This is a genomic window from Brachybacterium squillarum M-6-3 (genome assembly GCF_000225825.1).
Lineage (GTDB): Bacteria > Actinomycetota > Actinomycetes > Actinomycetales > Dermabacteraceae > Brachybacterium > Brachybacterium squillarum.
On record NZ_AGBX01000001.1, the window covers coordinates 999889 to 1020434 of the forward strand.

The 20546-nt window shown below is 74.7% G+C and carries 18 protein-coding genes and 2 pseudogenes; 16 read left to right on the forward strand and 4 right to left on the reverse strand.

All coding sequences use genetic code 11. The features are described from left to right. The first annotated feature begins 58 nt into the window (after positions 1 to 58). The 9 genes and pseudogenes from OM98_RS04440 to OM98_RS15805 all read left to right on the forward strand — a co-directional run bounded on the left by OM98_RS04440 (position 59) and on the right by OM98_RS15805 (position 8761). Positions 59 to 1807: a pyruvate dehydrogenase gene (locus OM98_RS04440; RefSeq protein WP_010533380.1), complete on the forward strand. Its 1749-nt coding sequence runs from the start codon at positions 59 to 61 to the stop codon at positions 1805 to 1807. 224 nt (positions 1808 to 2031) lie between these two features. After that, positions 2032 to 2688 carry a P-loop NTPase family protein gene (locus OM98_RS04445; RefSeq protein ID WP_010533381.1) on the forward strand — a complete coding sequence of 219 codons (657 nt, stop codon included), beginning with the start codon at positions 2032 to 2034 and terminating at the stop codon, positions 2686 to 2688. Next, a complete protein-coding gene (locus OM98_RS04450; RefSeq protein WP_010533382.1) occupies positions 2685 to 3629 on the forward strand; it encodes a glycosyltransferase family 2 protein in 945 nt (314 codons plus the stop codon). The genes OM98_RS04445 and OM98_RS04450 overlap by 4 nt, the downstream gene beginning before the upstream one ends. After that, the gene (locus OM98_RS04455; protein WP_010533383.1) at positions 3626 to 4381 is read left to right on the forward strand and encodes a glycosyltransferase family protein; all 756 of its coding nucleotides are present in this window, start codon (positions 3626 to 3628) and stop codon (positions 4379 to 4381) included. The genes OM98_RS04450 and OM98_RS04455 overlap by 4 nt, the downstream gene beginning before the upstream one ends. After that, positions 4372 to 5445, forward strand: coding sequence for a hypothetical protein (locus OM98_RS04460; protein ID WP_010533384.1), 1074 nt, complete (start codon positions 4372 to 4374; stop codon positions 5443 to 5445). Before OM98_RS04455 ends, OM98_RS04460 begins: the two co-directional genes overlap by 10 nt. Continuing rightward, a complete protein-coding gene (locus OM98_RS14460; RefSeq protein ID WP_010533385.1) occupies positions 5442 to 5963 on the forward strand; it encodes a cytidylyltransferase domain-containing protein in 522 nt (173 codons plus the stop codon). The genes OM98_RS04460 and OM98_RS14460 overlap by 4 nt, the downstream gene beginning before the upstream one ends. 173 nt (positions 5964 to 6136) lie before the next feature. After that, positions 6137 to 6559, forward strand: a pseudogene (locus tag OM98_RS16470) (glycosyltransferase); the annotation flags it as partial. Between the two features lie 418 nt (positions 6560 to 6977). Beyond that, the gene (locus tag OM98_RS04475; RefSeq protein ID WP_010533387.1) at positions 6978 to 8147 is read left to right on the forward strand and encodes a glycosyltransferase; all 1170 of its coding nucleotides are present in this window, start codon (positions 6978 to 6980) and stop codon (positions 8145 to 8147) included. 17 nt (positions 8148 to 8164) lie between these two features. Continuing rightward, positions 8165 to 8761 carry a glycosyltransferase family 2 protein gene (locus OM98_RS15805; protein WP_029362684.1) on the forward strand — a complete coding sequence of 199 codons (597 nt, stop codon included), beginning with the start codon at positions 8165 to 8167 and terminating at the stop codon, positions 8759 to 8761. Positions 8762 to 8783: 22 nt separating this feature from the next. On the opposite strand, the gene OM98_RS04485 is transcribed toward OM98_RS15805, so the two are convergent. Further along, entirely contained in the window at positions 8784 to 9884 is a 1101-nt protein-coding gene (locus OM98_RS04485; RefSeq protein WP_010533389.1) for a glycosyltransferase family 4 protein, read from the reverse strand. Between the two features lie 104 nt (positions 9885 to 9988). On the opposite strand from OM98_RS04485, the gene OM98_RS15030 reads away from it, so the two are divergent. Continuing rightward, positions 9989 to 10495: a hypothetical protein gene (locus OM98_RS15030; RefSeq protein ID WP_083837687.1), complete on the forward strand. Its 507-nt coding sequence runs from the start codon at positions 9989 to 9991 to the stop codon at positions 10493 to 10495. Here OM98_RS15030 and OM98_RS04495 read toward each other — a convergent pair. Next, positions 10393 to 11556: a glycosyltransferase family 2 protein gene (locus OM98_RS04495; protein ID WP_010533391.1), complete on the reverse strand. Its 1164-nt coding sequence runs from the start codon at positions 11554 to 11556 to the stop codon at positions 10393 to 10395. The two genes, OM98_RS15030 and OM98_RS04495, sit on opposite strands and share 103 nt — an antisense overlap. 410 nt (positions 11557 to 11966) lie before the next feature. On the opposite strand from OM98_RS04495, the gene OM98_RS04500 reads away from it, so the two are divergent. The 4 genes and pseudogenes from OM98_RS04500 (at position 11967) to OM98_RS04510 (ending at position 15650) form a co-directional block, all read left to right on the forward strand. After that, complete coding sequence (locus tag OM98_RS04500) at positions 11967 to 13376, forward strand: sugar transferase (RefSeq protein WP_010533392.1); 1410 nt, start codon at positions 11967 to 11969, stop codon at positions 13374 to 13376. A gap of 185 nt (positions 13377 to 13561) precedes the next feature. Further along, positions 13562 to 13795: pseudogene (locus tag OM98_RS16475) on the forward strand (VanZ family protein); the annotation flags it as partial. Positions 13796 to 14126: 331 nt separating this feature from the next. Further along, positions 14127 to 15329: a mannose-6-phosphate isomerase, class I gene (gene manA, locus OM98_RS04505; protein WP_010533393.1), complete on the forward strand. Its 1203-nt coding sequence runs from the start codon at positions 14127 to 14129 to the stop codon at positions 15327 to 15329. A gap of 93 nt (positions 15330 to 15422) precedes the next feature. Beyond that, a complete protein-coding gene (locus OM98_RS04510; protein ID WP_010533394.1) occupies positions 15423 to 15650 on the forward strand; it encodes a hypothetical protein in 228 nt (75 codons plus the stop codon). A gap of 506 nt (positions 15651 to 16156) precedes the next feature. Here OM98_RS04510 and OM98_RS04515 read toward each other — a convergent pair. Together OM98_RS04515 and OM98_RS04520 are read right to left on the reverse strand one after the other, a co-directional pair. Then, a complete protein-coding gene (locus OM98_RS04515) occupies positions 16157 to 17245 on the reverse strand; it encodes a TlpA family protein disulfide reductase (protein ID WP_010533395.1) in 1089 nt (362 codons plus the stop codon). Next, positions 17245 to 17472: a hypothetical protein gene (locus OM98_RS04520; RefSeq protein WP_010533396.1), complete on the reverse strand. Its 228-nt coding sequence runs from the start codon at positions 17470 to 17472 to the stop codon at positions 17245 to 17247. Before OM98_RS04520 ends, OM98_RS04515 begins: the two co-directional genes overlap by 1 nt. 65 nt (positions 17473 to 17537) lie before the next feature. Here OM98_RS04520 and OM98_RS04525 point away from each other — a divergent pair, with 65 nt between their 5' ends. Together OM98_RS04525 and OM98_RS04530 are read left to right on the forward strand one after the other, a co-directional pair. Continuing rightward, complete coding sequence (locus tag OM98_RS04525; RefSeq protein WP_010533397.1) at positions 17538 to 18971, forward strand: aldehyde dehydrogenase family protein; 1434 nt, start codon at positions 17538 to 17540, stop codon at positions 18969 to 18971. 111 nt (positions 18972 to 19082) lie between these two features. Next, positions 19083 to 20495, forward strand: a complete 1413-nt coding sequence (locus OM98_RS04530) for a M48 family metallopeptidase (RefSeq protein WP_010533398.1) — start codon at positions 19083 to 19085, stop codon at positions 20493 to 20495. Positions 20496 to 20546 lie beyond the last annotated feature (51 nt).

Here is a 20546-nt window from a genome sequence, read left to right on the forward strand (position 1 = left end):
CGAAACACCCCGCACCCGCACGCCGTGCCGGTGCACCCCGACCCGGGAGGATCCCCTCATGGCCCGCGCCACCCTCGCTCAGCTCCTTGTCACGCAGCTCCGGGACCTGGGGGTGGAACGGATCTACGGCGTGGTCGGCGACTCCCTGAACCCCGTGGTCGACGCGATCCGCACCACCGAGGGCATCGAGTGGGTCCATGTGCGCAACGAGGAGGCCGCAGCCTTCGCCGCGGGCGCCGAGGCCCGTCTGACCGGCAGGCTCGCCGTGTGCGCCGGCTCCTGCGGCCCCGGCAACACCCACCTCATCCAGGGCCTCTACGACGCCCACCGCGACGGCGCCCCCGTGCTGGCCCTCGCCTCCCACATCCCCAGCGAGAAGATCGGCACCGGCTTCTTCCAGGAGACCCACCCCGAGCGGCTGTTCCAGGAGTGCTCCCACTTCTGCGAGATGGTGAACTCCGGCCCCCACGGCGCCACCCTGCTGCACATCGCCGTCCAGACCGCGATCGCCCAGCACGGCGTGTCCGTCCTGGTCATCCCCGGGGACGTCGCCGACGAGGAGGTCGACGGGCCTCTCACCCGGACCCTCGCCACCGAGCTCGGCGCCGTCCAGCCGGCCGCCGGCCCCGTCGGCGAGCTCGCCGAGATGATCGCCCGCGCGGAGACGGTCACCCTGTTCGCCGGCGCCGGGGTGCGCGGCGCCCGCGAGGAGACGCTCGCCCTCGCCGAGCGGCTGAACGCCCCCGTGGGCCACGCCTTCGGCGGCAAGGAGTGGATCCAGTACGACAACCCCTACGACGTGGGCATGTCCGGGCTGCTCGGCTACGGGGCCTGCTACGACGCGATGCACGAGGCCGAGCTGGTGATCCTGCTCGGCACCGACTTCCCCTACAGCGAGTTCTTGCCCCGCGGCGGCTCCTCGACCCGCATCGTGCAGATCGACGCCGACGCCTCCCGGCTCGGCCGCCGGGTTCCCCTGGACCTGGCCCTGCACGGCGACGTGGCCCTCACCCTGCAGGCGCTGATGCCGCTGCTGGAGGACGGGAAGAAGGACCACCGCTTCCTGCACCGCATGCTCAAGCAGCACCACAAGACCCTCAAGGGCGTCGTCTCCGCGTACACCAAGAACGTGGAGAAGATGACCCCGATCCACCCCGAGTTCGTGGCCGCCACCCTCGACGAGCTGGCCGACGACGACGCGGTGTTCACCGTGGACACGGGCATGTGCAACGTCTGGGGCGCCCGCTACATCACCCCCAACGGGAAGCGGCGCGTGTTCGGCTCCTGGCACCACGGCACCATGGCCAACGCCCTCCCGCAGGCCATCGGGGCCTCCGCCTCCCACCCCGGCCGCCAGGTGATCTCGATGTCCGGCGACGGCGGCCTCGGCATGCTGATGGGCGAGCTGCTCACCGTGAAGCTGCACCGGCTGGACACCAAGATCGTCGTCTTCAACAACTCCAGCCTCGGCATGGTGAAGCTGGAGATGCTGGTGGAGGGCCTGCCCGACTACGGCACCGACCACGAGGCGGTGGACTTCGCCGCCATCGCCCGCGGCGCCGGCATCGCCTCGGTGCGCATCACCGACCCCAAGAAGCTGCGCAAGCAGCTGGCCGAGGCCCTGGCCACGCCCGGCCCGGTGCTCATCGACGTGGTCACCGACCCCGATGCGCTCTCGATGCCGCCGAAGATCACGGCCCAGCAGATCCGCGGCTTCGCGACCTCCTCGACGAAGATCGTGCTCGGCGGCGGCGTGGGCAAGATGCTGGACCTCGCCGCCAGCAACCTGCGCAACATGCCGCGCTGATCCGCGGCGGGCGATCCCGCGGGAGGCCGCGGCCGCGCGCCACCGGTGCCGGGACCCGCCGTTGCCGCCTTCGCGGCGCGCTCGGTGGAACCCGCGCCACGGCGGCACCGTCACGATCCGGACGTTCCGGACAGACCTGCGCGCGATGGGTCCCGGAACGCCCGGAAACCGGGTGTGGCCACATACGATGACGCCGAGGTGACCCCTGCCGAGACGGTGCCGACGTGACCATCGAAGACTTCCTGCGGATGCTGCTGCGCAACGCGCTGCTGCTCATCGCCGTCACCGTGCTCGGCGCCGCCGCCGGATACGGCTACTCGTACACCCAGCCCTCCCTGTACTCCGCCTCCGCGCCGGGGTACGTGGCCAACGGCAACGTGATCCCGACCGAGAAGACGGGCTCCGAGGAGGGGCACGCCATCGCCAACGACGCGGTGGAGGCCGTGGCCATCGAGACCGGCGGCGACGAGGGAGTGACCGCTGGCTACTCCCTGGTCACCTATCAGACGGCCCTGCTGCCCACCGCGCCGGTCTCCCCGGACCGGCAGCGCTTCGCGATGCTCGGCGCCGCGGCCGGTTTGCTGCTGGCACTGGCCCTGGTCTTCCTGTGCGACCGCAACGACACCCGCGTCCGCACCGCCGGGGACCTCCCCGACGGCCTCGAGCTGCCGGTGCTCGGCACCCCGCCCGAGGACAAGGAGCTGGCCCGCGTCGGCCAGCCGACGCTGCTGATCGACGCGGACCTGCGCCGCCCCGTGGTCGCCTCCGAGTTCGGGGTGTACGGCGAGGTGGGCCTGTCCCAGCTGCTGGCCGGCACCGCGGACCCCGAGGAGGACGGCGGGCGCCGGCGCCGCGCCGCCGATCCGCAGGAGCCCCGATGAGCACCGGGCGGTGCGGAGTGGTGGTCCCGGTGCACGGGCCGATCGCCCCGGTGCTGCCCCTGCTGGAGGACCTGCTGGGCGAGCCCGCCCGTGAGCGCCCCGCCCGGCTGCTGCTGGTGGACGACGCCTCGACCCCGCCCGTGGAGTTCGCCGACCTGCCCGCGGGCGTCGAGCTGCTGCGGCGGGAGCGCAACGGCGGCTTCGCGGCCGCGGTGAACACGGGCCTGGAGGCCCTGGCCGCGGGGGAGGAGCCGATCACCCAGGCCCTGGTGCTGAACTCGGACCTGCGTCTGCCGCCGGGCTTCCTCGGCGACCTGCTCGCCCACGCCGCCGCGTTCCAGCCCGCCGTGGTGGGCTGCCGGAGCGTCGACGCCAGGGGCCGTTCCGGGTACGCGGCCCGGCGCTTCCCGACGATCGCCCAGCAGACCGTCGAGTGGCTGGTGCCGCTGGACTCCCAGCGCCACCGCGACCTGCTGCACCGCGCCGTCGGCCACGACCTGGCGGCCGAGCGCGGCCACGGCCTGGTGCCGGTGGACTGGGTCTCCGGCGCGGTGCTGCTGCTGCCCCTCTCCGCGGTCCGCGCCCTCGGGGGTCTCGACGCGGGGTACTTCATGTACGTCGAGGAGGTGGATCTGCAGCTCCGTCTGCGCGAGCGCAGCATCCCCTCCCTGCTGGACGCCGACCTCGAGGTGGTCCATCTCGGCGGCGGCTCCGCCGGCAGCGAGGCGCGACGCCGCCGCTGGCTGGTGGGCGCCCGGATGCGCTTCGCCCGCCGCCATGGCCACGTGCACGCCCTGCGCGCCGCCCTCACCCTCGCCACCGCCGTGAACCTGATGTGGAATGCTGGACGCCGGGCCGCCGGACGCGAGGTGCGGCCCCTGAAGGTCGCGCGCGAGGAGCTGGGTCTCATCCACCGGGCGGGGAGGGAACTGGCACCATGAGCACCGACGTCCCCCGCCTGCTGCTGGTCACCCCCGGCTTCCACGGCTACGGCCGCAGCATCGCCGAGGCCTTCGCCCGCCGCGCCGCCGAGTGCAGCCGCCTCACCGACCGTGCGCTCGCCGCCGTCCGGGAGCTGCGCTCCGAGCGCCTCGTCGTCATCAAGGGCGACGCCCTGGACGATCGCTTCTGGGAGGAGACCGCCCGCATCCCGCGGATCCTCTGGCTCTACGACGACCTGCACCGCCAGGACTACACCACCGCGTTCCTGCGGGAGGTCGGCCCGGTGGTGGACTTCGCCGAGTCCGAGACGGCCGCCCTGCGCGCGGCCGGTGTCGACGCCCTCTGCGTGCCCGACGCCTTCGACCCCCACCGCGCCCGCACCTTCTCCTGGCGCCGCCCCTCCTTCCGGACCTCCCGGGAGGTGCCGCTCGAGCGCGCCTACCAGCTCCACGCCGACGGCGCCGCCGGCATCGCCATCCACGGCCTGCAGAACGGCCACGCGATGCGCACCTTCGAGATCCCCGGCACGGGCGGCGTGCAGCTCGTGGACCGCGAGGACGTCACCCGCTACTACGACATCGGCACCGAGGTCGCGCTGTGGCGCGACCTCGACGAGCTCGCCGAGCTCGGCCGCCTAGCCCTCACGGACCGCGCCCGGGGCGAGAGCCTCCGCGCCGCGGGCCGTGCCCGCACCCTGGCGAAGCACACCTTCGACCATCGCATCCAGGAGGTCGACTCCCCGTGGCCCTGATCCATCCCCGCAGCCTGGACCGCTGGCAGGAGTGGCAGCACAGCCGCCACCGCCTGCGGCACGCCAAGCACGCCCTCACCGGCACCCTCGGCTCCCTCCGCGGGTCCCCCGCCGCCGAGGAGCCCGCCCCGACCCTGGTGCGCCATCGCCGCGAGGGCGAGGACCCCGCCGCTCCGCGGGTGCTCATCGGGGTGGACTCCGCGACCCCCTCCTCCCGCGCCAGCCTGCTCACGGCCCTGCCCTACCTCACCGTCGGGGTGGACGTGCTCGCCCCCGCCGGGGTGGAGCTGCCCGAGCTGGGCGGGCCGGAGTGGAGCGCCGAGTCCCTGACCGACGCGCGTCGCGCCCTGGACGAGGAGCCGCCTGCCGCGCTGCTCACCCTCGGCCACCACCTCGGCGTCGGCCGGGTGCTGCACGACTGGGCGTTGGAGACGGGGGTGCGCACCGCCGTCGTCCAGCACGGTGCGCTGACCCCCTTCGCCCCACCGCTGCCCGCCGATACCACGCTGCTGGCCTGGAGCGACGCCGACGCGGCCTTCCACCGCTCGGGCCGCGAGGACGTCGCCACCCGCACCGTCGGCTCGCAGCTGCTGTGGCAGGCCGCCCACGAGTCCGAGTCCGCACCGTCCCCCGCTGGGGGGCAGATCGTGTTCCTCGGCCAGATGCACGGCGCCGAGCTGCCGCGTCGGCTCAGCGCCGGGATCCCCTACGAGTTCTGCCGCCGCGAGGGCGCCGTCTACCGGCCCCACCCCGCCGAGACCGACCGCGTCTCCCGCGCCGCGCACGCCCTCATGCGCCGTCGCGGCATCGAGGTCGTCGAGCCCACCACCCCGCTGCCCGAGCTCGACGGGCCCGTGGTCGGCATCTTCTCCACCGGCATCCTGGAGGCCGCCGTCCGCGGTCGACCCGCCTGGGTGACCGGCCGCTCGATGCCCGACTGGGTGCGGGAGTTCTGGGAGCGCTACGGCATGCGCCGCTGGGGCGGCCCGCCCACCCCGGCCCCCGCCGTCGGCGCCGACGAGCCCGCCCGGCTGATCGCCCAGTTCCTCGAGGACGGGACGTGAGCGCCCTCGCGGTGATCCCCGCCCGCGGCGGCTCCCAGGGCATCCCGCGCAAGAACCTGCTGGAGGTGGGCGGACGGCCTTTGATCGCCTGGACCATCGCGCAGGCCCTCGCCGCCCGGGAGCAGGACCCCGAGCTGAGCGTCGCCGTCTCCACCGAGGGCGCGGAGATCGCGGGCGTCGCCCGCGAGCACGGCGCCACCGTGATCGACCGGCCCGCGGAGCTGGCCGGCCACACCGCCGCCAGCGAGCCCGCCGTGCTGCACGCGATGGACGTCGTCGAATCGGGCGGCGCCACGCCGGACGCCGTGCTGCTGCTGCCGGCCACCTCCCCGGTGCGCCGCACCGACACCATCGCCCGCGCCCTGACGCTGTTCCGTGGTTCCGAGGTCGACGCCCTGGTCGGCGTCGTCCCCGAGAGCCCCTTCTTCTGGCGACCCCCCGTCGAGGAGGGCGGCAGCGCCGTCCCCGCTTACGACGTGACCGCCCGGCCCCGCCGCCAGGAGCTGCGTCCCGAGTAGCTCCACTACTTCGGGAACGGCTGCCTCTACGTCACCGCGCCGCGCATCTACCGGGAGCAGGGCAACCGCCTCGGCGGCCGCATCGGTCTGTTCGTGCTGGAGGAGGCCGAGGCCGTGGACATCGACACGGTGGCCGACGTCGCCGTCGCCGAGAGCATGCTGACTCACCTCGGATGGAGACCCTCGTGATCCTGGACCGCCGCACCGCCCCCTACGTGGTCGGCGCGCAGGCCGGCGTGCTCGAGGCGCTGCGCCGCATCGAGGCCAACCGCTCCCGCGTGGTGTTCCTGCTCGACGGCCACGGCACCCTGCGCGGCTCCCTCAGCGACCGGGACGTGCGCCGCCGGCTCGTCGGCCACACCGCCCCCGACCAGGGAACCATTGAGGTGCTCGTCGTCATCGACGGTGCGGTCGACGACTCCGAGGGCGTCGTTCGCGACGCCGCCGATACGGCCTCCGCCCACCTGGAGGTGCGCGCCGTGGTGCTGCCCCGGAACCGCGGCCGCGTCGGCGCACTCAACGTCGGACACGCGGCCGCCCGCGGGGACGTGCTGATCCGCTGTGACGACGACCTGCTGCCCGCCCCGGACTTCGTGGCCCGCCACGTGGCGGCCCACGCCGGCGGGGAGGACGTCGACTACGGCTCCCGGCTGCACGCCGCCGGCCTGGAGATCGCCCTGGAACCGGGCCTTGAGGCCGGGCACCGCGCCGCCGCCGTCACCACCGTGATCCGGGCGCGCCGCGCCCACGACGCCGGCCGCGCCCGGCACCGCTTCGAGACCCTCCACCCCGCGGCCGGGCTCCCCGCCGCGATCCCGCCCCTGTCCGCCTGGAACCTCGCCGTCCGTGCCGTCTCCCGTCTCCCCGGTCTACCCCGGCGGGTGCAGGCCCGGTCGACGCGCTGCTGCCCCGACTGCCGCGTCCCCTGGGCCGGAAGCTCGTGGCGCTGTGGGTCGAGGGCGCCGGGGTGGTCGGATACCGTCGAGCCTGCGCACGAGAAGGAGCAACCCTGTCATGACCCCGTCCCCCTCTCCGGGACCCCGCGTGGCCATCGCCCACGATTACCTCACCCAGCGCGGCGGTGCCGAGCGGGTGGTGCTCTCCCTGTGCCGGGCCTTTCCCGAGGCCGAGATCCACACCCTGTTCCACGAGCCCGAGCAGACCTACCCCGAGTTCGCCGAGCATCGCATCCGCACCAGCGGCCTGAACCGCATCGAGGCGCTGCGCACGGACCCCCGTCGCGCCCTGCCGCTGCTCTCGCACGCAGCGGACCGGATGCACATCGACGCGGACCTGGTGATCGCGAGCTCCTCCGGCTGGGCGCACGCCTTCCCCACCCAGGGCGCTCGCCTGGTCTACTGCCACTCCCCGGCGCGCTGGCTCTACCTGCCCGCCGACTACCTCGGCACGTCCGGTCCGATGGACCCCAAGCGCCTGGCCCTCACCGCGCTGACGCCCTCCCTGCGTCGCTGGGACCAGCGCGCCGCCCGCACCGCCGCCGCGAGCGGGGAGTACCTCGCGAACTCCACCATCGTCCGCGAGCGGATCCAGGAGGCCTACGGCATCCAGGCCAGCACCGTGTTCCCGCCCTTCCACCCCGCTGTCGCCGAGGGGGAGCAGCGGCCGATCCCCCAGCTGGCCGGCTGGGCCGGCGCCGACGGCACCGAGGGCGGACACCACCAGGTCGTCTCCCGCCTGCAGCCCTACAAGCACGTGCACCGCGTGATCCGCGCCGTCGGCGACACCGCCGGCGCCCGTCTGCTGGTGGTGGGCCGCGGCCCCGAGCGGGAGCGGCTGCGCGCCATGGCCCCGCCGAATGTCCGCCTGGTCGAGGGCCTGGACGACGCCCAGCTGCGCTGGGCCTACGCCCGCGCCCGCGGCCTGATCGCGATGAGCCACGAGGACTTCGGCCTCACCCCCCTCGAGGCCGGCGCCCACGGCATCCCCACCCTCGCCCTGCGCGCGGGCGGCTACCTCGACACCATCGCCGAGGGCGTGAACGGGCACCTCATCGAGGGCACCTCCCCGGCCGAGATCCGCCGGGGCCTCGCCGAGATGGAGGAGATGAGCTGGGACGCGGCTCGCATCCGCGCCCACGCCGAGACCTTCTCCGAGCAGCGGTTCATCGAGGAGATCCGCGCCCGCGCGGAGGCGCTGGTGCTCGGCGCCAAGATCCCCCGCTGACCCTCCCGCGGATCAGCGTGGTGATCCCCGCCCGGGACGCCGCCCCCACGATCGCCGCCCAGCTCGACGCGCTCGCCGCGGTCGACGCCGCCTTCGCCGCCGGCCGCGGTCTCGGCCTGGCCAGCGGCGTCCCGACGGGGGAGGACCCGGCGACCTTCGCGCTGCCCGTCACCCAGGGGTACCTGCCCTACGGGATCTCCGCCTTCCTGGTGCTGCGCCGCGCGGTGCTCACGGACATCGGCGGCTTCGACGAGGACTTCGTGCGCGGCCACGACGGGGTGGACCTGTGCTGGCGCGCCCAGCAGGCCGGGCACCGCCTCGGCCTCGTCCGCGACGCCCACTTCACCGACGTGCCGCGGGGGCGGCTGCGCGACGCCTTCACCCAGTACCGCCGTTACGGCGCCACCTCGATCCTGCTCTTCGTCAAGCACATCGACCACGATCTGGACCGCGCCTCGTGGAGGATCGAGCTGCGGCGTCTGCGTCGACTTCCCGGTGATCTGTGGCGATTGCTGTGCGGAGATGGTGACCGCCAGGAGCAGGCACAGGGGCGGGGATGGGTGACCGGCCGCTGGCAGGGCCGGATCCGCCACCGCACATGGGGCCCGCGGTAAATCTGACCGGACAGGCCTCCCGTCAGGTGGCCGCCCCCGCTCCGGGCAGCGTCACCGCCGCGAGCTGCTGGGCCCACGCCTTCCAGCTCAGGCGCCGGGCCGCGTCCTCGGCGGCGCTCGCCGAGACCTGCGCGAGCCGCTGTGGGGACAGCCGCACCAGCCGCGCCAGCATCTGCCCCTCCACCTGGCCGGGGTCGACCAGCCAGCCGCCCACGCCGTGCCGCACCAGGGTGGAGACGCCGCCCGCGTCGACCGCGAGCACCGGCAGGCCGTGGGTGAGGGCATCGGTGATCACCACCCCCGAGGCGTTGGCCCGGGAGGGCTCCAGCAGCAGGTCGGAGTGGGCGTACAGCCGGGAGAGCTGCGCCGCGTCGAGCGGGCCCACGGCGCGGGCGCCCGGGGGCAGCTCCGCCGGGGCGTCCCCGACGATGGTCAGCTCCACCGGTCGCAGGTGCCGCAGCAGCGACAGCACCCGCAGCGCCGCCGCGCCGTTCTTGCGCTCCCAGTCCCGTGCCACCAGCAGCAGCCGCAGCACGTCCCCGGGCGCGCGGGGCGGACGGGGACCCTTCGGGGTGATGGCCGGGCCGAAGGGGGCCACGGTCACCCGGAAGGGCGGCACCCCGATGTCGCCCACCAGCGAGTCGCGTGCCCAGACGCTCGCCACCAGGTAGTGGTGGGTGTGCAGGGCGGCGCGGCGCTCCACCCAACGGCCCTGCCGCCGCGAGGAGGCGCTGAGATCCGCGTACAGCGGGTACAGGGCGGAGACCGCGTCGAAGGTGGCGTCGGTGACCTGCACCGTCGGCCGGCCCGGGTCCAGCACCAGATCGGTCGAGGAGGCCAGGGAGACCAGGGCCCGGGTGGGGGAGGCGGCCAGCACCCGGCCGAGCGCCGCGGAGCGCCGCTGGGCGGTGGCCCGGGAGTGGGAGGGCAGCACCGTGCGGGGGGAGAGGCGGGCGCGGGCCCGGTCCACCAGGGCGTCCCCGACCGGCGGGACCTCCAGCAGCTCCGGTTCGCAGACGGACTCGATGGCCCGCACCATCGGCGCGATCACCCCGGACCAGGCGGCCGGGTCGCGCAGCGGCCAGGCGCTGTGCACGCCGACGGGCGCATCGACCAGCTGCATCGCCGCCTCCTGCGCATCGTCGTACGTAGGGGCCATGCTACGGACCGGCCCGGGCGGCCGTCATCGACACCATCGCCCGCGTCCGCCCGCCGAACGGAGCGGACATGCCTGACCGTCCGCCGCGCACCACCGTGCGCCAGGACATCTCCCGCCTGCGCCGGAGCTTCGCCCTGGTGCCGTGGCGGATGCGGGGGCAGGTGCTCGGTCTGCTGGTCACGGCGTCGCTCTCCGCGGGCCTGGACATGCTGGCCGTGCTCTCGATGCTGCCGCTCACCCAGATGCTCACCTCCGAGGGGGAGCTGCCCGGCTCGGTCCGGCGATACCTGGTGCCGCTGCTGGGCACCGAGGACCGTCCCCGGGTGCTGCTGGCCCTCGCAGGCCTCGTCGCCGGGGTCTTCATCCTCAAGAACCCGGCCCTGATCGCGATCCGCTGGTGGAGCCTCGGGATCACCAGCCGCGCGGAGGCCGCCGCGCAGTCCGAACTCCTTCGACGCTATCTCGGCGCCCCCTACGCCGCGCACCGCCGCCGCCCGCGGGCCACCATCCTGCAGGTGCTCTCCGGTGCCGTGCCCACCGCCTTCTCCCGGATCATGCTCGGCTGGCACGCATAGGTGTCGAGGTCCTCATAGGGCTGCGCGGTGTCGTAGCCGCCCACCGCGCGCAGGGCCTCCATGCGCAGCAGAACGGTCGGCGCGGGGATCCAGTCGGCGTGCTCGAGCATCCGCAGCAGCGGATCGGGCGCGGCAATGCGCGCTGCCCACTGCGGATGCGTCCCGGAGAAGGTCCGGGACTCGAGGTGCCCGGCGCGGTCGGCCCGCAGGCAGTCCCCGTAGGCCAGCACCGCCCCGGTGTCCTCCAGGGCCGCCACCTGTTGGGGGAGGCGCCCCGGCAGCTGCCAGTCGTCCCCGGCCAGGGCCAGGATCACCCGCTCCCGGTCGGCGGGGGAGAGCTCCGAGGCCCATGCCCGGATCTCCTCCGCGGTGCCGTCGGGGGACGCGTTGTCGCACACCACCAGGCGGCAGTCCGGATCGGCGAGGACGCTGTCCAGGCACTGCCGGATGACGGGACGGCGACGGTACGCCATCACCCCCGCGGTGACCGCTGGCCCGGTCCCGGCGTACCAGCGGATCCGCAGGTCGACGAGGACCTGCTGAGGCCGGTGCCACCAGCGCTCCCCGCGACGGGAGTCCACCAGGCGCACGGTCGCGGCGCGCTCGGCGGCGAACATCCGCTGGAAGTCCGGGGCGCGGGAGGTGGTGGACATGTCGGTGATGAAAGGGGTGCGGATGAGAGCCGCGGGCGGTCGAGGGGACATGGTCACCAGCCAGTCGTCCCCGCCCCAGGTCTTCAGCTCCGCCGGCACGGGGTGGTAGTCGCGCCGCCGCAGGCAGTGGAAGGTGCCGTCGTAGCGCGTGGTGGCGTCGGGGCGGGCGAGGCGGTGGCCGATGCGTCCCCCGGCGCCGAGGTCCCAGGCCGGGTTGACGAAGATGTTGCGCCCCCGCTCGAGCACCCGCAGCTTCGGGTGCTCCCGGTCGATCGGGGTCCCGGCGTTGTTGATGACGATCACCTCGAGCACGAGGCGGTGCTCCAGGCAGCGGTCCAGAACCTCCGCCAGCCGCGGCGACCGCTGCAGGGTCGGCACGATGACCGTGAAGGGGGGCTGGCCGCGCATGCGCCCAGGGTGGTGCCCCGTCCGAGGATCCCCCGCGCCCGTCCCTCGAACCACGGCGTGACCCTCGTGTGACGCATTCGAACAGCGAAGATGTACGGCTCGTGGTTACGGCGGATCCCGGGGCGCGGGTAAGGTTCACGAATCGGTCATACTCCGCAAAAGCTCGGGTAGTACGCCTCGCAGGCCACCCGGGTGCGGAGTTCCCGCCCCTTGTTTCACCTCTCCCACGACACCCTGGAGGGTCACCCGTGGCTCCCACGACTCAGCCTCTTCCGTCCCTCGACCACGACGGCCCGGCACCGCCCGCGAGCGTCGTCGAGGCGCCGGACCCCTCCCCCTCCGGTGGCCCGGCACCGCACCGCATCGCGCTGACCGCCCAGGCTCCCGCCCGGATCCGTCGACGGCGGGTCATGGCCACCACCTCCCTCGTGCTGGCCGACATCGTGGCCCTCACCCTGGCGTCCGTCGCCGCCTACTTCATCCGGCAGTCCTTCGTCTCCCTCGGCCGCGCGCCCGACCTGGGAGGCGCGATCTCCGACTCCGCCGTGGTGATCGCGGCCGGCTGGCTGCTGGCGATCATGGCCTCGGGGGGCTACAACCCGCGGCTGATCTCCGCCGGTCCCGAGCTGTACCGCTCGGTGATGCGCGCCAGCTTGATCGCCGCGGGCCTGGTAGGAGCCGGTCTCTACCTCACCGGAGTGCCGCTGTCGCGGCCCTTCTTCGTGGCGCTGTTCCTGGTGGGTCCGCTGCTGCTGCTCCTGGTGCGACTGCTCGCCCGCCGCCTGCTGCAGCGGGCCCGCACCGCCGGGAAGTTCCGCTCGCGGGTGCTGGCCGTCGGCTCGCCCTCCGCGGTCCGCGGCATCTCCCGCACCCTGCGTCGGGAGGCGTGGCTGGGCTACGACGTCGCCGGGGCCGTGCTGCCCATCTCGGAGCACTACGACCGCGGGCCGCAGGACATCGACGGCATCCAGGTGATGGGCCGCGAGGACTCCCTGCGCTCCGTGGTGCGGCTGATGCGCCCGGACATCGTGCTGTTCACCGCCGGCTCCACCGCCACCGCCGAGGAGTTCCGCCGCACCGCCTGGGACCTCGAGGACCTCAACGTCGACGTCATCGTGGTGCCCGGCCTCAGCGAGATCGCCGGGGACCGGGTGCGGATGCGCCCCGTCGCCGGTCTCCCGCTGGTGCACCTGGACCTGCCGCGATCCCGCAAGGCCCTCACCTGGACCAAGCGGGCCTTCGACATCGCCGCCAGCTCCCTCGCCCTCCTGCTGCTGTCCCCGGTGCTGCTGGGGATCATGATCGCGATCAAGCGTGACGACGGCGGCACCCCGATCTTCCGCCAGCAGCGCGTCGGCCGCGGCGGCCGCCCCTTCACCTTCCTGAAGTTCCGCTCGATGGTGACCGACGCCGAGTCGCGCCGTGACGAGCTGGAGACCCTGGCACGCGACCGCGGCAACGCGGTGATGTTCAAGATGGCCGACGACCCCCGGGTGACGAAGGTCGGCAAGGTCCTGCGCCGCTACTCCCTGGACGAGCTGCCGCAGCTGATCAACGTGCTGCGCGGTGACATGTCCCTGGTCGGACCGCGCCCCGCGCTGCCCCAGGAGGTCAGCGACTACGACATCGACGCCAAGCGCCGTCTCGCGGTGAGCCCCGGCATCACGGGGCTGTGGCAGGTCTCCGGACGCAGCAACCTCTCCTGGGACGACACGGTGCGGCTGGACCTGTACTACGTGGACAACTGGTCCTTCACCCGCGACCTGCTGATCCTGGCCCGCACCGTGCGGGCGGTGCTGGCCTCGCGCGGGGCGTACTGAGTCCGGGAGGCGTCCCCGTGCCGCACCGGCCCGCCGACCCGGGACCCGTCCGCCGGGGACGGACCCTGCGATGGACGGCCTGTGCGGTGCTGCTGCTGTACCCGCTGGGTGCCGGCGTGCTGCTGCTGACGGCCGACGGCTGGGGGGCCGTGAACCACGCGAACCTGCGTGCCTGGGAGCTGACGATGGGGCCGCTGGGCCTGCAGTCGGTGATCTCCCCGGAGGTGTTCTTCGACCTGGCGAACGTGCTGCTGTTCGTGCCCGTCTTCGCCGCACTCGCGGTGCTGAGCCCGCGCTGGTGGTGGGTGTTGCTCGGGGCCGGGATCTCCGTGGCGGTCGAGACCTATCAGCTCACCCTGCCCGGTCGCGACGCCACCGTGGTGGACGTCGCCACCAACACGATCGGGGCCGTGCTGGGCGTGGCCCTCGGCATCGCCCTGGCCCGCCTCGTGCTCGAGGACGCTGCCCGCGGCGAAACTCGTCACCGGCTCCCAGCCGGCCGCCTCCAGGGCCCGGTCGAGGCGGTCGACGGCGTCGGGGTCCACCAGCAGATCGCAGTCCGTGGAGCGGCCGCGCCCGGCGGCCAGCTCGGGCACCCGAACGCTCTCGGTCATGGCCCGCAGTCCAAGGAGCCCGCCTGCTCCTGGACGCATCGTGGAGGTCGGTCTCCTAGGGTTGAGAACGGACGGGCGGGCACGAGGTCCCCGCCGAGCACCATCGCCGACCTCGCCCGGGGGAAGGATCATGCCCATGTGGGAGCTCGAGGGCCGCGTGCAGCGGTACCCGTGGGGGTCCCGCACGGCGCTGCCCGCCTTCCTGGGCGCCGAGGCCGACGGGGAGCCCTGGGCGGAGATCTGGTTCGGCGCGCACCCGCTGGCCCCCGCCGGGCTGCCCGGTGCCCGCTCCCTGGACGCGGTGATCGCCGCGGACCCGGAGCGGCTGCTTGGGGAGGACGTGTGCCGCGCCTTCGCGGGCCGCCTGCCCTATCTGCTCAAGCTCATCGCCCCCGAACGTCCCCTGTCGCTGCAGGTCCACCCCACCCGGGAGCACGCCGCCGAGTCCTTCGCCGCCGAGAACGCGGCGGGCCTGGCCCTGGACGCCCCGGGCCGCAACTACCGCGACGACAACCACAAGCCGGAGATGGTGGTGGCGCTGACCCGCTTCACCGCCATCTGCGGCTTCCGCACCCCGCGCCGCGCCGCCGCGCTGCTGGCCGGGCTCGGCACCGACCTCACCGACCGCCTGCACGGCCTGCTCACCGAGCACCCCACCGCCCACGGCATGCGCGCGGCCTTCCGCACCCTGGTGGCCGCCTCGATGCGCCCGGGCGAGGCGGAGGTGCGGGCGGTCGTCGACGCCTGCGCTGCCCGCCTGGTGGCGGGGGACTCCCCCTCCCCACGCATCGACCGCACGGTCGGCCTGCTGGCCGCCCACCACCCCGGCGACCCCGGCGTGGTCGCCGCCCTGCTGCTGAACCCCGTCACCCTGCAGCCCGGGGAGGCGATGTTCGTGCCCCCGGGTGCCCTGCACGCCTACCTCGAGGGCATCGCCGTGGAGGTGATGGCCGCCAGCGACAACGTGCTGCGCGCCGGCCTGACCGGTAAGCGGGTGGACGCCGAGGAGATGCTGCAGTGCGTGAGCGTCAGCGCCGCACCGCCGCTGCGGGTCGCTCCCGAGCGGCAGAACGCCACCTCGATCGCCTACTACGCCCCCGTGGACGACTTCGAGCTGTCCCTGACCACCCTCGAGGACCCGCCCGGGGTGTTCCGCCCCCGCCATCCCGTGCCCGGCTCCGGACCCCGCACCCTGCTGGGCCTGGAGGGGGAGGTGCTGGTGGAGACCGCGGCCGGGCGGCACGTGCTGCCCCGCGGCCGCGCCCTGTTCGTCCCCGCCTCCGCCGGGGCCCTGTGGGCCGGCGGTGCCGGCCGGTTCGTGCAGGCGAGCGTGCCGTGAGCGACGGCGACGTCCGCGCCTACCGGCTGCGCACCCTCGTGCTCGACGTCGGGGTGGAGGGCACCCGGGTGGGGGGCGCTGCCCTCCGGCGCGGTGCTGCAGCTGCACGGTGCGGGGGAGTGGATCCTCGACGCCCTCGGGGCCGTTGACGACCCCGAGCCGCTCTGGCGCACTCCCGCCGCGATCTCCGCCGAGCTCCGTGCCGAGCTGGAGGACGCCCCCGCCGACCTGGACGACGTGGTCGCGGAGTTCCTCGCCTCCCTCGCCGCCCAGGGCCTGCTCCTCTCGCGCCCCGCCGACGCCGCCGGGGAGCCGGCATGAGCGCGCCCCGTCCCGGCGCGGGCCCGAGCCCGGGACCTGCGCCTCGCCGGGCACCCCGTGCGGATCGCGCTGGGTCCCGGCCACGAGGCGCTCGCCGCCGAGCTCGCCCGCCTCTGGGCGCACCTCGCGGACCCCCGCCCCGAGGGGGAGGCGTCGCCGTCGGCGACCGGGTCGGAGGAGGAGCGCACCGCCCCGATCGTGCTGGCCTACTCCCCCCCGCCCCGTCGGGGGAGGAGCCCCCGGAGGGCGACCGCGCCGGGGGTCCCCGCCCGCTGTCCCCGGGGCCGACCGCCGCCTACACCCTCTCGGGCGACCTCACCCGAGCCATCATCGAGCGGCGCATCGGGCGCGAGCTGCTGCTGCACGCCGGGGTGCTGGACCATCCCCGGCTCGGCGTGGTGGTGCTGCTGGACGGGGTGACCGCGGTGGTCTGGGACGCGCTCGCCGCCCGCGGGGCCCTCGACCCCACCGCGCGTCGAGCGCGGGCGCGGCCGCTCGGCGGTCGCTCAGTGCGCGGCGGGCTCCGCCGCGGGGAGAGCGCCCTCCGCGCGGGCCTCGCGGATCTGCTCCGCGATCTCCGCGGCGAAGCCGATCACCTCGTCGCCGCCGACCACCGGCCCCCCGGCCAGCATCCCGTCGGCCCCCAGCAGCACCGCGCTCGGCGCTCCCCGGCCGCCCAGGGCCTCGCGCGCGCTGAAACGGGGGTCGTGCAGCGCACGCCCGGCGACCCGGGCGGTGGTGCGCTCCCGCAGCCCTGCCGCCGGGGTGCGGAGCACGGCGAGCACCTGCACGGTGGGCTCCAGCTCGGCGGCCCAGCCGCCCACCTGGTCCAGCACCCGCTCGCAGGGGCCGCAGCCCTCGGTGACGAACAGCAGCAGGGCCGCCCGGGCCTCCGTCAGCTCCCGCAGGGTGACCAGGGTGCCGTCCTCGCGCTGCAGCACGGCGGCGGGGATGGCGCTGCGCTCGTAGTCCAGCTCCTCCGCCTCCTCCGCGCCCCGGTCGAGCTCGGAGCCCCCAGCATCCCCGGCGTGCTCGTCGCCGTGCGGGACCGCGGGCGCGGCGGCGGACGGTACGTCCGGGGCGGTCAGCCCCCCGAGCGCCGCCGTGGTCAGCACCGTCGTCGCCACCAGGGCGAGGGCCCAGCCGAGCAGGGACCCGGGGGTGTGCACCACGGCGTCAGCGACCTCCCCGGTCGCGGCCAGCACGACGGTGAGCAGGGCGGCGAGGGTCAGCAGCGCGTTGCGCAGCAGGGTGGCGCGGGAGACGGTGGGGGAGGCGAGGGTACCGAAGCAGGCGCACTCCACCGCCTCCTCGAACCGCAGCGCGCGGGCGATGATCACCAGATAGGCCACCATGAGGGCGGCGACCAGCACCGCGATCACCGTCTGCAGGACGGGCACGGGCGCCCACAGCAGCAGCGCCAGGGCCACCTCCGCCCCGGGCAGGACCGTCGCCACCAGCCGATGGAGCCCGCGGGCAGGCAGGCGCAGCGAGGTCATCGCGTCGACCGTCGCGCGCCGGCTGCCGAGCTTCGCCAGGCCCGAGACCAGCAGCGTCATCGTGATCAGGATCGGGGCGGCCAGGGCCGGACTCATCACGCGTCCCCGTCCCCGCGCAGGCGGGCGTCGAGCTGCTCGCAGGTGTCCCAGATCCGGGAGGCGGCCGCGGCGGCCGCCTCCTCGCCGCGCCGGTAGGGGTCGGCGATCTCGGCGCCGGGGCCGGGGGCGCTGCGGGCCCAGCGGGAGACGGCGGCGAAGGGGGACCGGCAGATGTTCCCGGTGCAGACCACGAGCACGGGGCCGGGGAAGGGCGAGGCACTCATCCCGCCAGCCTAGTTGTCGACGGAGGCCGGCGGCACGTCGCCGCCGACCGCCCTATCGTGGGGGGATGAGCAGCCCGGAGCCCCCCGCCCCCGCCGTCCGCGCCACCCGTCCCACCGCGGACGACATCGCCGCCCTGGTCGGGGAGCTGCGCGCCACCTTCGAGGCCGGCACCACCCGGCCGGTCGCCGCCCGCCTCGCGCAGCTGAAAGCCCTCTCGGAGGGCCTGCGCGCCCACCGCGGCGCGCTGCTGGAGGCCCTGGACACGGACCTCGGCAAGTCCGCCGCGGAGGCCCAGCTCACCGAGCTCGGCGTGGTGCAGCAGGAGATCGGGCACCACCGTCGGAAGCTGCGCTCCTGGCTGCGGCCCGAGCGCTTCTCCCCGGGCGTGATGCTCGCCCCCTCGCGCGGCGAGATCCATCGCGAACCGCTCGGCGTGACCCTGGTGATCTCCCCCTGGAACTACCCGCTGAACCTGGCCCTGGCACCAGTGGTCGCCGCCATCGCCGGCGGCAACACCGTGGTCCTGAAGCCCAGCGAGGTCGCCCCCGCCACCTCCGCCGCGATCGCCTCGCTGGTCGCCGAGCACCTCGACCCCGCCTGGGTGCGGGTCGTCGAGGGCGGGGTCGAGGAGACTACGGCGCTGCTGGCCCAGCGGTTCGACCTGATCCTCTACACCGGCAACGCGACCGTCGGCCGGATCGTCGCCCGCGCCGCGGCCGAGAACCTCACCCCCACCGTGCTCGAGCTGGGCGGGAAGTCCCCGGTCTTCGTCGACGAGGGCGCCGACCTGGAGGTCGCGGCCCGCGGCATCGTCTGGGGGAAGTTCACCAACGCGGGGCAGACCTGCGTGGCCCCGGACTACCTGATGGCGACCCCGCGCACCCTCTCCCGCCTGCTGCCGCTGCTGCGCCGGGAGATCCGCCGCATGTACGGCGCAGACCCCTCCCGCTCCCGCGACTACGGCCGCATCGTCGCCGCCCGACACTTCGACCGCGTGGCCGGACTGATCGACGAGGAGAAGGTGCTGCTCGGAGGCCTGGAGACCGCCGACCGCGGGGCCCGTTACCTGCCGCCCACCCTGATGACGGGCGTGGGCTGGGAGGACGCGGTGATGCAGGAGGAGATCTTCGGCCCGGTGCTGCCGCTGCTGGAGGTCGCCGGACCCGCGGAGGCCGTCGAGCGGGTCCGCGCCGGGGAGAAACCGCTGACCGCCTACGTCTACACCCGGCGCACGGAGGTGGAGGAGGCCTTCACCGAGCTGACCTCCTCGGGCTCCCTCGCCATCAACCTGACCCTCGCGCACGTCGGCTCCCCGACCATGCCCTTCGGCGGCGTCGGCGAATCCGGCATGGGGCAGTACCACGGCCGGGCCGGGCTGGAGGCCTTCACCCACGCCAAGCCGGTGATCCGCAAGCCGCTGCGCCCGGACACCCTGCGGGTCGCCCACCCGCCGCTGCGGGGCCTGCGCGCCGCCCTGCTGCGGCGGATGATGCGCTGACCAGGCGCTGACGACCGTCCCCCAGGACGGTCCTCACCACCGGCGACGGGGTCCGCGGGGTTAGGGTTCACGCAGGTCGGCACCGGACCGTCCGGGTGAAGGAGCACGCACATGACCCAGCCCCCCTCTGGCCCCCCGCAGCCCCCGTACGGCGGCGGCTCCGGCAACCCGCCCTCCGGCGGCGGCCCCGGCTCCCCGCCTCTCGGTCCCGGCCCCGGCTCGGCGGCCCCCGGCCCGGCCCCGCAGAACGAGCAGCCGAATCTGATCAACGGCGCCACCACCCACGGCATCCTTGGCCAGAAGGCCATCCGCCACCCCTGGGAGCTGCCGCTGCTGGGCGTCGGCATCGCGACCACCATCCTCGGCTACATCGGCTGGTTCACCTTCCTGCTGGTGCTCCTGCTGCGCTGGATCAACAACGGCGCCGCGGCCGCCGGGCAGGTGATGACCGTCGCCTCCGGCCTCCCCTTCGTCGCGCAGCTCATCGTGCTGCTGCCGCTGGCGCCCCTGATCTACTGGTGGATCCGCGCGATGGGCTACGCCCGCTCGCGGGCCACCTCCGTGCGCATGAGCCCCTCCCAGTTCCCCGAGGGCTACCGCATGGTGGCCGAGGCCGCCCAGCACTACGGCCTGCGCAAGGTGCCCGACGCCTACGTCGAGCTGGGCAACGGCACCATCAACGCCTTCGCCTCCGGCCACGGCTTCCGCCGCACCGTGGTGGTCACCTCCGACATGTTCGAGATCGGCGGCTCCGCCCGCGACCCCGAGGCGCTGCGCTTCGTGATCGGCCACGAGGTGGGTCACCTGGCCGCCGGTCACGTCTCCTACTTCCGCCTCGTGTTCACCACCGTGATCAGCACGATCCCGCTGCTGGGCCCCGCCTTCTCCCGCTCCCAGGAGTACACGGCCGACAACTTCGGCTACACCTTCTGCCCGGCGGGCGCCCCCGGCACCGTCGCGGTGCTCACCGGCGGCAAGTACCTCAACGCCGACGTGAACTTCCACGAGCTGGCCGACCGCGCCGCCACCGACCCCAGCTTCTTCGTGCACTGGGTCAACGTGCAGTCCTCCCACCCGGTCCCCACCTGGCGCGCCCACGCCCTCCGCGACCGCACCAAGCCGGGCTCGCTGTGGATCCGCCCCAGCGGGGCGCTGTTCACCTCGCCGCTGCCCCCGGGATCCGTGTTCTCCTCCCGCTACCCGACCCCGCAGCAGGCCCTGGCCATGCTCGGCGCGGCCGACGCCGCCCGCCCCGCGGGCACCGCCGACCAGTGGGGCCGCTTCCCCGGAGCCGACTACCAGGGCCGTCCCCCCGCCCGGCAGGTCCAGACCGCCCCGCCGGTGCTGGGCCAGCGCACCTCGTACACGATCGCCCCGGGGCCCTACCGCGACGACGCCCGCGGGCAGGACGGCCCGCCCTCCGGCGGCTTCGGAGGCCCCCAGCAGCCGGGCGGCCCGAAGTCCCCCTCCGGACCCGTCGGCCCCACCGGGTACCAGAGCCCCCCGCTGCCGCCGCGGGGCTGATCCGCGCCTCACACAGCGCCCCTGCCCACCCCGGCACCCCGCCCCGGGGTG

Bases quoted from the DNA above. Each gene is read 5' to 3' on its own strand.
- OM98_RS04485 (WP_010533389.1), bottom strand. From the start codon at position 9,884: ATGCAGCTGGTCGATGCGCCCGTCGGCGTGCACAGCGCCTGGCCGCTG.
- manA (WP_010533393.1), top strand. From the start codon at position 14,127: ATGTGGGAGCTCGAGGGCCGCGTGCAGCGGTACCCGTGGGGGTCCCGC.
- OM98_RS04475 (WP_010533387.1), top strand. From the start codon at position 6,978: ATGACCCCGTCCCCCTCTCCGGGACCCCGCGTGGCCATCGCCCACGAT.
- OM98_RS04440 (WP_010533380.1), top strand. From the start codon at position 59: ATGGCCCGCGCCACCCTCGCTCAGCTCCTTGTCACGCAGCTCCGGGAC.
- OM98_RS15030 (WP_083837687.1), top strand. From the start codon at position 9,989: ATGCCTGACCGTCCGCCGCGCACCACCGTGCGCCAGGACATCTCCCGC.
- OM98_RS04455 (WP_010533383.1), top strand. From the start codon at position 3,626: ATGAGCACCGACGTCCCCCGCCTGCTGCTGGTCACCCCCGGCTTCCAC.
- OM98_RS04495 (WP_010533391.1), bottom strand. From the start codon at position 11,556: ATGCGCGGCCAGCCCCCCTTCACGGTCATCGTGCCGACCCTGCAGCGG.
- OM98_RS04530 (WP_010533398.1), top strand. From the start codon at position 19,083: ATGACCCAGCCCCCCTCTGGCCCCCCGCAGCCCCCGTACGGCGGCGGC.
- OM98_RS04515 (WP_010533395.1), bottom strand. From the start codon at position 17,245: ATGAGTCCGGCCCTGGCCGCCCCGATCCTGATCACGATGACGCTGCTG.
- OM98_RS04525 (WP_010533397.1), top strand. From the start codon at position 17,538: ATGAGCAGCCCGGAGCCCCCCGCCCCCGCCGTCCGCGCCACCCGTCCC.
- OM98_RS04500 (WP_010533392.1), top strand. From the start codon at position 11,967: ATGGCCACCACCTCCCTCGTGCTGGCCGACATCGTGGCCCTCACCCTG.
- OM98_RS04520 (WP_010533396.1), bottom strand. From the start codon at position 17,472: ATGAGTGCCTCGCCCTTCCCCGGCCCCGTGCTCGTGGTCTGCACCGGG.
- OM98_RS04450 (WP_010533382.1), top strand. From the start codon at position 2,685: ATGAGCACCGGGCGGTGCGGAGTGGTGGTCCCGGTGCACGGGCCGATC.